Raw genomic sequence first — 12,086 nt, 5'->3', positions numbered from 1 at the left:
TTTAATTTTAGCCTTGTCTTTGTTTAAATTTTGGGTTCTTCTTGTTGATTACGAACAGTACACCTTTTCTGCGTACGATTTTGCAATCAGCACTTCTTTTTTTAATTGATGCTCTTACTTTCATTTTGATAGTATTTATTTTTTAACAATAGCCAAATGGAACGAGTGCTCCATTTGGCAGATTGTTTTTAATATCTAAATGTAATTCTCCCTTTCGTTAAATCGTAAGGAGACATTTCTAATTTTACCTTATCTCCGGGTAAAAGTTTAATATAATGCATTCGCATTTTACCAGAAATATGAGCGATAAGAATATGCCCATTTTCTAGTTCTACACGGAACTGAGCGTTCGAAAGTGCTTCCGTTATAACGCCGTCTTGTTCAATATGTTTTTGTTTCGCCATAAATTAATATCCAGTCGTTCTTGATAATTTAGACTGCATTAAGCCATCATAATGATGGTTCAGCAGATACGTATTAATCTGTTGAACTGTATCTAAAATTACACCCACCATAATCAATAGTGATGTTCCCCCGAAAAATAGGGCGAACGCATCTGTCTGAACAAAGGTTCCATGCACAATTGCCGGAAGGATTGCAAAGATAGATAAAAATATTGCACCTGGCAAGGTAATTTTTGATAAAATATCATCTAAATAATCAGCGGTCTCTTTACCGGGTCTTACTTTCGGTACTAAACCTCCGTTTCTCTTCAAGTCATCAGCCATTTGGTTCACCGGAATCGTAATTGCAGTATAGAAAAACGAGAAGATAATAATTAATAGCGCGAACAATACATTGTACTGCCAGCTAAAAACATTCTTGAAACCTGCAAGAAAAGTATTGGACTCATCGAACTTGGTTAATAATCCGGGTACGAACATCAATGCCTGAGCAAAGATAATCGGCATTACACCCGCAGCATTTACTTTCAATGGAATCCACTGTCTTGCGCCCTGCATGAGATTTCTGTTTACACCTCCTCTTGCTTGAGCTCTGCTTACATACTGAATCGGGATTTTTCTAACAGCAACCGACAAGATTACAGCTAAAAGAACCACCAACATCCAGAATATCACTTCAATAAGGATCATGATTGATCCCATCCCTCCTTTTCCGTTCTGCACGGCCATTTCCTGTACGAATGCTTCAGGTAATCTTGAAAGAATCCCCACCATAATCAGGATAGAGATACCGTTTCCGATACCTTTGTCAGTGATTTTCTCACCCAACCACATTGCGAATACTGAACCTGCCACCAAGATTACAATACTTGGCAACCAGAACATAATAGAATTTGGCTCTACATAGTATGCAGACTGGAACTGAGCATATGGTAAGAATAATTGAGTAATAGAGGTTAAATAAGAAGGTGCCTGTACTAAACAAACTCCGATCGTTAACCATCTTGTAATTTGATTCAATGTATTTCTACCTGACTCTCCATCTTTCTGAAGCTTCTGAAGATAAGGGATAGCCATCCCCATCAACTGAACAATAATAGAAGCAGAAATATAAGGCATGATACCCAACGCCATTACGGAAGCGTGGCTGAAAGCTCCCCCCGTAAACGACGAAAGCAAGCCAAGGAGACCTGCTCCTTGCTTGTTACCGCCTTGATTTTTATAATGCTCTAAGAGATCTCCCACCTCTGCAAGGTTAATTGCAGGCAGTGAGATATAAGATGCGAATCTATACACAAGGATAATTCCCAAAGTAAAGAGAATTTTATCTCTAAGCTCTTTAAGACTCCAAATATTTTTGAGTGTTTGTATAAATTCTTTCATTAGTTACTATTATAAGGTAATTGCTTTTCCACCTGCTTTAGCGATAAGCTCTTCAGCAGATTTAGTGAATTTGTCAGCTGAGATAGAAACCGCAGATTTCAATTCTCCTCTACCCATAATTTTCACTAATTCGTTTTTAGTAATTATCCCGTTTTCAATAAGAACTTCTTTTGTAATATCTCCAGTGATAGATTTATTTTCAATTAAAGTCTGAATCGTATCCAGGTTAACCCCTCTAAACTCTTTTCTGTTTACGTTTTTGAATCCGAATTTCGGTAATCTTCTTTGTAAAGGCATCTGACCTCCTTCAAAACCGATTTTCTGAGAGTAACCGGCTCTTGCTTTCTGTCCTTTGTGACCTTTCGTAGCAGTACCTCCTTTTCCAGTACCTTGACCTCTACCAATTCTTTTTGAATTGAAAGTAGATCCTGCAGCTGGTTTTATGTTGTTTAAATTCATTTTAAAATTATTTTAAAAATTATTTTTGAACTTCAAGTAAATGACTAACTGCAGCTATCATTCCTAAAATAGAAGGAGTAGCTTCGTGTTCTACAACTTGGTGAAGTTTCTTTAATCCTAATGCTTCAAGCGTTCTCTTTTGGGTTTTCGTTCTTCCAATAGCGCTTCTTACTTGCTTTACTTTGATTGTTGCCATTGTTTATATATTAACCGTTAAACACTTTACTTAGTGAAACTCCTCTCATTCTAGCAATTTCTTCAGGTCTTCTGATGTCTAATAACGCTTTGAAAGTAGCTTTCACCACGTTGTGAGGGTTAGAAGATCCTTTAGATTTTGAAAGGATATCGTGAATACCAGCAGATTCCAATACCGCTCTTACCGCACCTCCGGCGATAAGTCCTGTACCGTGAGAAGCAGGTCTTAAGAAGATATCTGCACCACCGTATCTAGCAGTAGTTTGGTGAGGAATAGTGTGGTTCATTACAGGAACTTTAACAAGGTTTTTCTTAGCGTCTTCAACTGCTTTAGCAATTGCAGAAGCAACCTCTTTAGATTTTCCTAATCCGAAACCGATAATACCTTCTTCGTTTCCTACTACAACAATAGCAGAAAATCCGAAAGCTCTACCCCCTTTTGTTACTTTTGTTACTCTGTTAACAGCTACGAGACGATCTTTAAGTTCTAATCCTCCCGGTTTTACTCTTTCTATATTATCTAGTCCTAACATATTTTCCGAAATTTAAATGATTAGAATTTAAGTCCTCCTTCTCTCGCACCATCAGCCAAAGCCTTAACTCTACCGTGATATACGAATCCGTTTCTATCAAAAACAATATTTTCGATTCCTGCAGCAGCAGCTTTCACAGCGATAGCCTTACCTACAGCAACAGAAACTTCAGTTTTAGTTCCTTTAGCATCAACCCCCTTCTCTCTTGAAGAAGCGGAAGCTAAAGTTTTTCCACTGATATCATCGATTAACTGAGCGTAAATTTCCTTATTACTTTTGTATACAGATAATCTTGGCAATTCAGAAGATCCGGAGATTTTCCCTCTTACTCTTCTTTTGATTCTTATTCTTTTTTCTACTTTACTTAATGCCATAATACTTATAATTTATTAAGCAGATTTACCAGCTTTACGTCTAACAATTTCTCCTACGAATTTAACACCTTTTCCTTTGTATGGCTCAGGCTTTCTGAAAGATCTGATCTTTGCAGCAACCATTCCCAGAAGTTGGTTATCGTGAGACGTTAAAGTAATAATTGGGTTTTTACCTTTTTCAGTCAATGTATCAACTTTTACTTCACCTGGAAGTTCTAGTACAATACCGTGAGAGAATCCTAAAGCCAACTCAAGTTTTTGACCTGAATGAGAAGCTCTGTATCCTACCCCTACTAGTTCTAGTTTCTTTTCGAAACCTGTATTAACACCAACAATCATGTTATTGATCAACGCTCTGTATAAACCGTGAAGCGCTTTGTGTTGTTTAGTGTCAGATGGTCTGTTTACGTTCAGTTCTCCATCTTTTTGTTCAATAGTAATCCCTGCTGTAAGCTCCTGAGAAAGTTCTCCTTTAGGACCTTTTACAGTTACTACACCTTCTTTTTCAGTGATCGTAACTCCTGCAGGAACTGTTATAATTGCTTTACCAATTCTTGACATTTTCCTTTGATTAAAAATTAATAAACATAGCAGATTACTTCACCGCCTACTTTTTCTTCTCTAGCTTTCTTGTCAGTCATTACTCCTTTAGAAGTAGAGATGATAGAAATACCCAAACCGTTTAGTACTCTTGGAAGCTCAGCTGAACCTTTGTACTGTCTCAAACCTGGTCTAGAAGCTCTTTGGATAGACTTGATAGCCGGTTTGCTAGTTTGTTTGTCGTACTTTAAAGCGATTTTGATCGTACCTTGAACAGCGCTATCTTCAAACTTGTAGTTTAAGATATACCCTTGATCAAATAAGATCTTAGTAATCTCCTTTTTGATTTTCGATGCAGGAATTTCCACCACTTTGTGGCCTGCGCTTTGTGCGTTCCTTACTCTAGTTAGGAAATCTGAAATTGGATCTGTTACCATTTCTTTGTTTTAAATTATTGGTTAATGACAACCAGTATTGAAAAGACTTGAAGATTAAAGACTATTGGCTCCGAATGTTTCTTCACCTGATCTCTTTACCTTCAGTATCTCAACAACTTAATTGTCACTTTGATTTTTTTAATTTCATTTTATTCTAATAAACATAGCTAAAACGAAGATTAGTTTCCCAGAAAAAAATAATTTTCCTGAGCGGCTGCAAAAGTACAAAAAAAAATTTAAATACTATTTACTTTTTTCTCTGCCCCTAAGCCGACTTAATTTTGTACTCTATTTATTAAAATACAGCTGACTTATATAAATATAAAAGTCAGCTGTAAAATTTTTATTGCTTACCAACTAGCTTTCTTAACCCCCGGGATAAGACCGTTGTTTGCCATTTCTCTGAAAGTTACTCTGGAAATACCAAACGTTCTCATGTATCCTCTTGGTCTACCTGTTAGTTTACATCTGTTGTGTAATCTTACAGGAGAAGCGTTTTTTGGAAGTTTTTGTAAACCTTCGTAATCACCTGCTTCTTTAAGAGCTTTTCTTTTGTCAGCGTATTTAGCAACTAGTGCTTCTCTTTTGCGCTCACGCGCTTTCATTGATTCTTTAGCCATTTCTTAGTTCTTTTTAAATGGTAAACCGAAGTGAGTTAATAATGCTTTAGCTTCTTTATCTGTTTTCGCAGTTGTCACGAAAGTGATGTCCATCCCCTGGATTTTTTTCACTTTGTCAATCACGATCTCAGGGAAGATAATTTGCTCAGTAATACCTAAGTTATAATTACCTCTACCATCGAAACCATCAGCCTTAATACCAGAAAAATCTCTAATACGTGGTAAAGCAGAAGCAGTAAGTCTGTCTAAGAACTCATACATTTTGTTAGCTCTTAAAGTAACTCTAGCACCTACAGGCATACCTTTTCTCAATTTGAAAGCAGCTTCATCTTTCTTAGAGATAGTACCAACTGCCTTTTGACCAGTGATGTTCGTAAGTTCTTCTACAGCATAATCGATGATTTTTTTATCAGCAGTAGCGTCTCCTAAACCTTGAGATAAGATAATTTTCTCAAGCTTTGGTACCTGCATTACTGATTTGTATCCGAATTCTTCCATCATTGCAGGAACAATCGTTTCTTTATATGCTTTTTTGGGTCTTGCTATATATTCCATGTGTTATTTAAAATTATAAAGTTTCACCCGTTTTTTTGTTGATTCTTACTTTCTTATCTCCTTCGATTTTGTAACCTACTTTGATAGCTTTCCCGTCTTTACCAACTAAAGCTACGTTTGAGATATGAATAGAAGCTTCCTTCTCAGTGATTCCTCCTTGAGGGTTAGAAGCTGAAGGCTTAACGTGTTTTTTAACGATGTTAAGTCCTGCAACGATAACTCTAGGGTCTCTTCCTTCTTTTTTGATCACTTCAATAACTTCACCAGTACTACCTTTAAGACCTTTCTTACCTGTAGTTACGATTACGTTATCTCCTCTTTTTATTTTTAACTTTGACATTTTTTTTAAAATTTTAAATATTAAAGTACTTCAGGAGCTAATGAAATGATTTTCATATATTCTTTGTCTCTCAACTCACGAGCAACGGGTCCGAAAACACGTGTTCCTCTCATTTCTCCCGCTGCATTTAGTAATACACAAGCATTGTCTTCGAATTTGATGTATGAACCATCTTTTCTTCTCACTGCTTTTTTAGTTCTTACTACTACAGCTTTAGATACCTGACCTTTTTTAGCGTTTCCTGATGGTGTAGAATCCTTGATAGTAACAACGATTTTATCACCAACTGAAGCATATCTTCTTCTGGTTCCTCCCAGAACTCTAATAACTAGTACTTCTTTAGCACCTGTGTTATCAGCAACTTTTAATCTTGATTCTGTTTGTAACATTATTACTTAGCTTTTTCAATGATTCTTACTAATCTCCATCTCTTGCTCTTGCTCAAAGGTCTAGTTTCAGAAATTAAAACTGTATCTCCTTCGTTGCACTCGTTGTTCTCGTCATGTGCAGTATATTTTTTCGTTTTCAAAACGAATTTACCGTACATCGGGTGCTTTACTCTTGTAGTTTCGCTAACAACAATAGTTTTTTCCATTTTATTACTGGAAACCACTCCGATTCTTTCTTTTCTTAAATTTCTATCCATTGTAAAATGAAATTATTGTTTGTTAGTTAACTCAGTATTTAGTCTAGCGATTGTTTTTCTCAAATCTTTGATTTGAATCGGGTTTTCAATTGGACTGATTGCGTGAGCCAATTTCAATTTAGAATATTGAGCTTTTGCTTCAGTTAATTGAGCTTGAATATCACCCGCGCTTAAATTTTTAATATCAGCTTTTTTCATTGTATTCAAAGATTAAAGAGGTTTAACAAAATCGTTAGCAACGATGAATTTAGTAACTACTGGTAATTTTTGTGCCGCAAGTCTTAAAGCTTCCTTAGCGATCTCGTAAGGAACACCTCCAATTTCGAACATAATTTTACCTGGTTTTACTACAGCTACCCAATATTCCACAGCACCTTTACCTTTACCCATACGTACTTCCGCTGGCTTTTTAGTAATTGGCTTATCCGGGAAGATTTTGATCCATAGTTGACCTTCTCTCTTCATATATCTTGTCGCAGCGATACGAGCAGCTTCAATTTGTCTTGCAGTGATCCAAGCACCTTCTGTCGCCTTAATCCCGAAAGTTCCATAAGCAAGTTGACTACCTCTTTGGGCATTCCCCTTCATTTTCATCTTATGAACTCTACGGAATTTGGTTCTTTTTGGTTGTAACATAATTTCTAAATTTTAGATTTTAGATTTTAGATTTTAGATTTTTTTTATTTTAAAAAAGTAACGGTAATTTAAAATTCAAAATTTCTATCTAAAATTTTTAATTATTATTGTTATTATTGTTGTTGTTTTTTCTAGGTCTTCTGTTGTCTCTGTCTCCTCCTCTGTTTCCTCTGTCTGACTGACCTCCTTTTTTCTGTTGTCCCACTAGTGGAGAAAGTTCTCTTTTTCCGTAAACTTCACCTTTCATGATCCAAACTTTTACACCTAGCTTTCCGTACTGAGTAAGTGCCTCACCAATGTGATAATCGATATCTGCTCTGAAAGTAGACAAAGGAATTCTTCCGTCTTTGAAAGATTCTGATCTTGCCATTTCAGCACCGTTCAATCTACCAGAGATCTGAACTTTGATACCTTCTGCACCCATTCTCATTGTACCTGCAATAGCCATCTTCACAGCTCTTCTGTAAGAGATTCTGTTTTCGATTTGCTTAGCAATGCTATCTGCAACTAATACTGCATCAAGCTCAGGTCTTTTGATTTCGAAGATGTTGATCTGAATATCCTTTTTAGTCAATTTCTTCAACTCTTCTTTCAATTTATCAACTTCCTGACCTCCCTTACCGATGATAAGTCCCGGTCTAGCAGTAGTAATTGTAACTGTTACTAATTTTAATGTTCTTTCAATATAAATTCTTGAAATCCCACCTTTAGATAATCTTGCTTCAAGGTATCTTCTGATTTTGTAGTCTTCAGCGATTCTGTCTCCATAATCGTTTCCACCAAACCAGTTAGAATCCCATCCTCTGATGATACCTAATCTGTTACCAATTGGATTTGTCTTCTGTCCCATACCTTGATTAATTTGCTTTTGTACCTAAGATTAGTGTAATGTGGTTTGATCTTTTTCTGATTCTGTACCCTCTACCTTGTGGAGCTGGTCTTAGTCTCTTCAATTGTCTTGCACTGTCTACAAAAATTTCTTTTACGATAAGGTTTGCCTCTTCAATATCAGCACCTTCGTTTTTAGTCTGCCAGTTTGCCATTGCAGAAAGAAGAACTTTCTCCAATTTGTTTGCCGCATCTTTTTTAGAATATTTTAGAATGCTTAAAGCTTTTTCTACTTCTACTCCTCTGATGATATCAGCAACTAATCTCATTTTTCTTGGAGAAGACGGGCAATCATTGTGTAACGCTTTCGCTACATCTTGATTTGTTAATTTACGTGCTAATGCACTTTCTCTTTTTCTTGATCCCATGATTATCTGCTTCCTTTGTTTTTGTTACCACCATGACCTCTGAAAGATCTTGTTGGAGAAAATTCGCCTAACTTGTGACCCACCATGTTTTCTGTAACATAAACAGGGATAAAAGATTTCCCGTTGTGTACTGCAATAGTTTGCCCTACGAAGTCTGGAGAAATCATTGATGCTCTAGACCAAGTTTTGATAACTGTTTTTTTATTAGCCTCTATATTTGCCTGAACCTTCTTATCTAAAGTATGATGAATGAACGGTCCTTTTTTAAGTGATCTTGCCATAATTATTTTCTTTTAGATACGATGTAACGGTTAGACACTTTGTTTTTCTTTCTAGTTTTGTAACCTTTAGCCGGTTTACCGTTTCTAGATCTTGGGTGACCTCCGGAAGAACGTCCTTCACCACCTCCCATTGGGTGATCTACTGGGTTCATTACTACCGCTCTTGTTCTTGGTCTTCTACCTAACCATCTGCTTCTACCAGCCTTACCTGATACAGTTAACTGGTGGTCAGAGTTAGAAACTGATCCAATCATTGCATAACATTCAGTAAGGATCATTCTAGATTCTCCTGAAGGCAATTTAATGATTGCATATTTTCCGTCTCTTGAAGTTAATTGAGCTGAAGAACCAGCACTTCTCGCTAAAATTGCACCTTGACCAGGCTTCATTTCAACACAAGAAATTACTGTACCTAAAGGAATGTTTTTCAACTTCATTGCGTTCCCTACATTTGGTTCTACGCTTTCACCAGAAATTACTTTCTGATCCACCTTGATACCGTTTGGAGCGATGATATATCTCTTCTCTCCGTCTGCGTACTCTAATAAAGCGATAAATGCAGTTCTGTTTGGATCGTATTCTACAGATTTTACAGTTGCTTCAACGTTTGCTTTGTTTCTTTTGAAGTCAATAATTCTGTATTTCTTTTTGTGTCCACCGCCGGTGTAACGCATGGTCATTTTACCAGTTTGGTTACGTCCACCTGACTTTTTAATACCAACTGTTAGAGATTTCTCTGGTTTGTTGGTAGTAATTTCCTCAAAATTATTTACAATTCTGAATCTCTGTCCCGGGGTGATAGGTTTTAATTTTCTAACAGACATTACTATTATTTATAATTAATAATTAATTTACAGCAAAAATATCGATAACCTCACCTTCAGCAAGTTTGATTACCGCTTTTTTCAATTTGTTTGTCTTTCCTACTTGAAGACCTTTTTTAGTGTATTTTGAAGAAACCTTCGGAGCATAAATCATTGTGTTAACGTCTGCTACTTTTACACCGTAAGCTGCTTCAACAGCTTTTTTAATCTGGATTTTATTCGCCTTAGTATCAACTAAGAAAGAATAAGAACCTCTTAAATCTGTAAGGTAATTAGCCTTTTCTGAGATAACTGGTTTAATAATAATAGACATGACTTATTTCTTTAAATTTTCTTGGAATTTCTCGATAGCACCTTCTAAGAATACGATCTCACCTGCATTGATTAGGTCATAAGAGCTAATTTCGTTGTAAGTAAGAACTTTAGTCTTAGGTAGGTTTCTTGAAGACAAATAAACATTCTTGTTTGCCTCATCTAAGATGTAAAGAGATTTTTTACCTTCGAATCCTAAAGCGTTATTGATGTTGATAAACTCTTTAGTTTTAGGAGTTTCGAAATTGAAAGCCTCTAATACTTTGATGCTGTTATCTCTCAATTTCTGAGATAAAACAGATTTTTTAGCTAATCTCTTAAGAGCTTTGTTCAATTTGAATCTGTAGTCTCTAGGTTTTGGCCCGAATACTCTACCCCCACCTCTGAAAGTTGGAGATTTAATATCACCATATCTAGCAGATCCAGATCCTTTTTGCTTCTTAAGTTTTTTCGTAGAAGCAGTAATTTCGCTTCTCTCTTTTGCTTTATGAGTTCCTTGTCTTTGTGCAGCAAGGTACTGTTTAACTTCTAAGTAAACCGCGTGCTGATTTGGCTCAATTCCGAATACTGTTTCGTCTAGAGTTACTTTTCTTCCGGTCTCTTTTCCTGATGTATTTAATACTACTAGTTCCATTTTCTGATAATTACATAAGAATTTTTAGCTCCCGGAACAGCACCTTTTACTACTAAAAGATTTTGTTCTTGATCCACTTTTAATACTTGAAGGTTTTGAACAGTTACCTGCTCACCTCCCATTCTTCCAGCCATTCTCATCCCTTTGAATACTCTTGAAGGGTCTGATCCAGCACCGATAGAACCTGGAGCTCTAAGTCTGTTGTGCTGACCATGAGTCGCCTGCATTACACCTCCAAATCCGTGTCTTTTCACAACACCTTGGAAACCTTTACCTTTAGAAGTACCTGTTACGTCTACATATTCACCTTCGATGAATAATTCAACATTTACTTCCTCTCCTACTTTAGCATCAGCGAATCCGTCGTGGAACTCAACCAATTTAGCTTTAGGAGCAGAACCAGCCTTTTTGAAATGACCAGCTAACGCTTTACCAACGTTCTTCTCACTCTTGTCATCGAAACCTAATTGAACGGCAGAATAACCGTCAACTTCTAAGGTTCTGACCTGTAAAATCGAGCATGGACCTGCTTGAATAACTGTACAAGGAATATTTTTCCCAGCTTCGTCAAACAAAGACGTCATACCGATTTTTTTACCAATAATACCTGACATTGTTTATGTTATAATAAAATTTATCCTTTATTTATCCCCATTTTTCGGAAGTCTGAAGCAATTTCTACTTTTGATATAGGCATACTACGCCCCTAAAATGAGTGTGCAAATGTATGAATAATTTTCTAACTGACAAATATTTACAACAAAATATTTTGATTTTTAATCATTTAGATGATTTTGGAAAAATTCGGGCGAAATTTCAGGGAAAATATTTTTGAATTACAGATAATTTAAAAATGAGTTGATTTTTACTTAATAATTACACTCACTCCAATTTCCTCAAGATTATTTTTATCTTCTTCTAAAATCTCCTGATCGGTGATCAAGTAATCTATTTTGTCTAAAGAAGCAATTTTTCCGAAGCCCTTTTTATTCAGTTTTGAAGAGTCGGCAAGAATAACAACCTTGTCAGAACATTCGATCATTAATTGATTTAAATGAGCCTCTGCCGCGTTCGAAGTACTGATCCCAAAGTCCATATCAATTCCATCCACGCCGAGAAATACTTTATTACAAGAAAACTGCTTTAGAATTCCCTCAGAAATAGAACCCACAATAGAAGTCGAGCTTTTTCTCACCTCCCCACCTAACTGTATTATATTAATGTTAGGATTATTACAAAGTTCGATCGCCACGCGTAAAGAAGAAGTAAGCACAGTCAGCGGTCCGAAGTTCACCAGCATTCTCGCCAAATAATGCATTGTTGTTCCGGAAGCCAGAATAATACAGTCGTTTTCCTGAATTAAAGACAAAGCTGCCTTTGCAATTCGCTGCTTCGCTTCTACATTGATGCTTTCCTTTTCATCCACATTTTTTTCGTATGCATAACGAATATGCTTGCTCGCCCCGCCATGATTTCGAAAAAGCAGTCCCAGACTTTCAAGATAATTTAAGTCTTTCCGGATCGTCACCGAAGAAACATTAAACTTTTCACACAAATCCTGAACAAGAACATGATCTTTCTTTTCGATTTCTTTTAAAATATCATGATGTCTAGACAGTAACTTTTCCATGTGAAATTAATTTCTTCAAAAATATTA

Annotated in this window: 24 protein-coding genes; all 24 read right to left on the bottom strand. The window is 36.2% G+C overall.

All coding sequences use genetic code 11. From position 1 onward, the window contains the following. Positions 1-7: 7 nt before the first annotated feature. A complete protein-coding gene (rpmJ, locus tag VUJ46_RS17610) occupies positions 8-124 on the bottom strand; it encodes a 50S ribosomal protein L36 (protein WP_007839480.1) in 117 nt (38 codons plus the stop codon). 64 nt (positions 125-188) lie between these two features. Beyond that, positions 189-404 (bottom strand): translation initiation factor IF-1, encoded by a 216-nt coding sequence (gene infA, locus VUJ46_RS17605; RefSeq protein WP_034684855.1) that lies wholly within the window; start codon positions 402-404, stop codon positions 189-191. A 3-nt stretch (positions 405-407) separates the two neighbouring features. After that, entirely contained in the window at positions 408-1,787 is a 1,380-nt protein-coding gene (gene secY / locus VUJ46_RS17600) for a preprotein translocase subunit SecY (RefSeq protein WP_267405779.1), read from the bottom strand. A gap of 9 nt (positions 1,788-1,796) precedes the next feature. Beyond that, positions 1,797-2,246, bottom strand: coding sequence for a 50S ribosomal protein L15 (gene rplO, locus VUJ46_RS17595; protein ID WP_326982009.1), 450 nt, complete (start codon positions 2,244-2,246; stop codon positions 1,797-1,799). 19 nt (positions 2,247-2,265) lie between these two features. Further along, positions 2,266-2,442 carry a 50S ribosomal protein L30 gene (gene rpmD, locus VUJ46_RS17590; RefSeq protein ID WP_029297759.1) on the bottom strand — a complete coding sequence of 59 codons (177 nt, stop codon included), beginning with the start codon at positions 2,440-2,442 and terminating at the stop codon, positions 2,266-2,268. 10 nt (positions 2,443-2,452) lie between these two features. Further along, positions 2,453-2,974, bottom strand: coding sequence for a 30S ribosomal protein S5 (gene rpsE / locus VUJ46_RS17585; protein WP_045491132.1), 522 nt, complete (start codon positions 2,972-2,974; stop codon positions 2,453-2,455). Between the two features lie 20 nt (positions 2,975-2,994). Then, on the bottom strand, positions 2,995-3,348 hold the full coding sequence (rplR, locus tag VUJ46_RS17580; RefSeq protein WP_326982008.1) for a 50S ribosomal protein L18: 354 nt from the start codon (positions 3,346-3,348) through the stop codon (positions 2,995-2,997). Positions 3,349-3,363: 15 nt separating this feature from the next. Next, a complete protein-coding gene (rplF, locus tag VUJ46_RS17575) occupies positions 3,364-3,909 on the bottom strand; it encodes a 50S ribosomal protein L6 (protein ID WP_326982007.1) in 546 nt (181 codons plus the stop codon). Between the two features lie 17 nt (positions 3,910-3,926). Next, complete coding sequence (rpsH, locus tag VUJ46_RS17570; protein ID WP_326982006.1) at positions 3,927-4,325, bottom strand: 30S ribosomal protein S8; 399 nt, start codon at positions 4,323-4,325, stop codon at positions 3,927-3,929. A gap of 350 nt (positions 4,326-4,675) precedes the next feature. Next, positions 4,676-4,945: a 30S ribosomal protein S14 gene (rpsN, locus tag VUJ46_RS17565; protein WP_027387207.1), complete on the bottom strand. Its 270-nt coding sequence runs from the start codon at positions 4,943-4,945 to the stop codon at positions 4,676-4,678. A gap of 3 nt (positions 4,946-4,948) precedes the next feature. Next, entirely contained in the window at positions 4,949-5,500 is a 552-nt protein-coding gene (gene rplE / locus VUJ46_RS17560) for a 50S ribosomal protein L5 (protein ID WP_326982005.1), read from the bottom strand. A 13-nt stretch (positions 5,501-5,513) separates the two neighbouring features. Next, the gene (gene rplX / locus VUJ46_RS17555) at positions 5,514-5,840 is read right to left on the bottom strand and encodes a 50S ribosomal protein L24 (RefSeq protein ID WP_072953568.1); all 327 of its coding nucleotides are present in this window, start codon (positions 5,838-5,840) and stop codon (positions 5,514-5,516) included. Positions 5,841-5,860: 20 nt separating this feature from the next. Then, the gene (gene rplN / locus VUJ46_RS17550) at positions 5,861-6,229 is read right to left on the bottom strand and encodes a 50S ribosomal protein L14 (RefSeq protein WP_007839504.1); all 369 of its coding nucleotides are present in this window, start codon (positions 6,227-6,229) and stop codon (positions 5,861-5,863) included. Between the two features lie 2 nt (positions 6,230-6,231). Continuing rightward, the gene (rpsQ, locus tag VUJ46_RS17545; protein WP_034678021.1) at positions 6,232-6,486 is read right to left on the bottom strand and encodes a 30S ribosomal protein S17; all 255 of its coding nucleotides are present in this window, start codon (positions 6,484-6,486) and stop codon (positions 6,232-6,234) included. 12 nt (positions 6,487-6,498) lie between these two features. After that, complete coding sequence (gene rpmC, locus VUJ46_RS17540) at positions 6,499-6,684, bottom strand: 50S ribosomal protein L29 (protein ID WP_002983223.1); 186 nt, start codon at positions 6,682-6,684, stop codon at positions 6,499-6,501. A 12-nt stretch (positions 6,685-6,696) separates the two neighbouring features. After that, on the bottom strand, positions 6,697-7,122 hold the full coding sequence (gene rplP, locus VUJ46_RS17535) for a 50S ribosomal protein L16 (protein WP_042720939.1): 426 nt from the start codon (positions 7,120-7,122) through the stop codon (positions 6,697-6,699). 97 nt (positions 7,123-7,219) lie between these two features. Next, positions 7,220-7,972 carry a 30S ribosomal protein S3 gene (gene rpsC / locus VUJ46_RS17530; protein WP_326982004.1) on the bottom strand — a complete coding sequence of 251 codons (753 nt, stop codon included), beginning with the start codon at positions 7,970-7,972 and terminating at the stop codon, positions 7,220-7,222. A gap of 7 nt (positions 7,973-7,979) precedes the next feature. Next, positions 7,980-8,378: a 50S ribosomal protein L22 gene (gene rplV, locus VUJ46_RS17525; RefSeq protein WP_326982003.1), complete on the bottom strand. Its 399-nt coding sequence runs from the start codon at positions 8,376-8,378 to the stop codon at positions 7,980-7,982. Between the two features lie 2 nt (positions 8,379-8,380). Beyond that, positions 8,381-8,659, bottom strand: coding sequence for a 30S ribosomal protein S19 (gene rpsS / locus VUJ46_RS17520; protein WP_034678015.1), 279 nt, complete (start codon positions 8,657-8,659; stop codon positions 8,381-8,383). A gap of 2 nt (positions 8,660-8,661) precedes the next feature. Continuing rightward, positions 8,662-9,483 (bottom strand): 50S ribosomal protein L2, encoded by an 822-nt coding sequence (rplB, locus tag VUJ46_RS17515; RefSeq protein ID WP_047422407.1) that lies wholly within the window; start codon positions 9,481-9,483, stop codon positions 8,662-8,664. 22 nt (positions 9,484-9,505) lie between these two features. After that, positions 9,506-9,796: a 50S ribosomal protein L23 gene (gene rplW, locus VUJ46_RS17510; RefSeq protein ID WP_042720941.1), complete on the bottom strand. Its 291-nt coding sequence runs from the start codon at positions 9,794-9,796 to the stop codon at positions 9,506-9,508. Positions 9,797-9,799: 3 nt separating this feature from the next. Continuing rightward, positions 9,800-10,429 (bottom strand): 50S ribosomal protein L4, encoded by a 630-nt coding sequence (gene rplD, locus VUJ46_RS17505; protein WP_039364048.1) that lies wholly within the window; start codon positions 10,427-10,429, stop codon positions 9,800-9,802. Next, positions 10,420-11,043: a 50S ribosomal protein L3 gene (gene rplC, locus VUJ46_RS17500; protein ID WP_326982002.1), complete on the bottom strand. Its 624-nt coding sequence runs from the start codon at positions 11,041-11,043 to the stop codon at positions 10,420-10,422. Before rplC ends, rplD begins: the two co-directional genes overlap by 10 nt. A 251-nt stretch (positions 11,044-11,294) precedes the next feature. Next, on the bottom strand, positions 11,295-12,059 hold the full coding sequence (locus VUJ46_RS17495; protein ID WP_326982001.1) for a DeoR/GlpR family DNA-binding transcription regulator: 765 nt from the start codon (positions 12,057-12,059) through the stop codon (positions 11,295-11,297). Positions 12,060-12,086: the final 27 nt, after the last annotated feature.

The sequence above is a fragment of the Chryseobacterium sp. MYb264 genome, assembly GCF_035974275.1.
Classification (GTDB): Bacteria; Bacteroidota; Bacteroidia; order Flavobacteriales; family Weeksellaceae; genus Chryseobacterium.
This window is presented reverse-complemented; position numbering and strand designations above follow the sequence as displayed.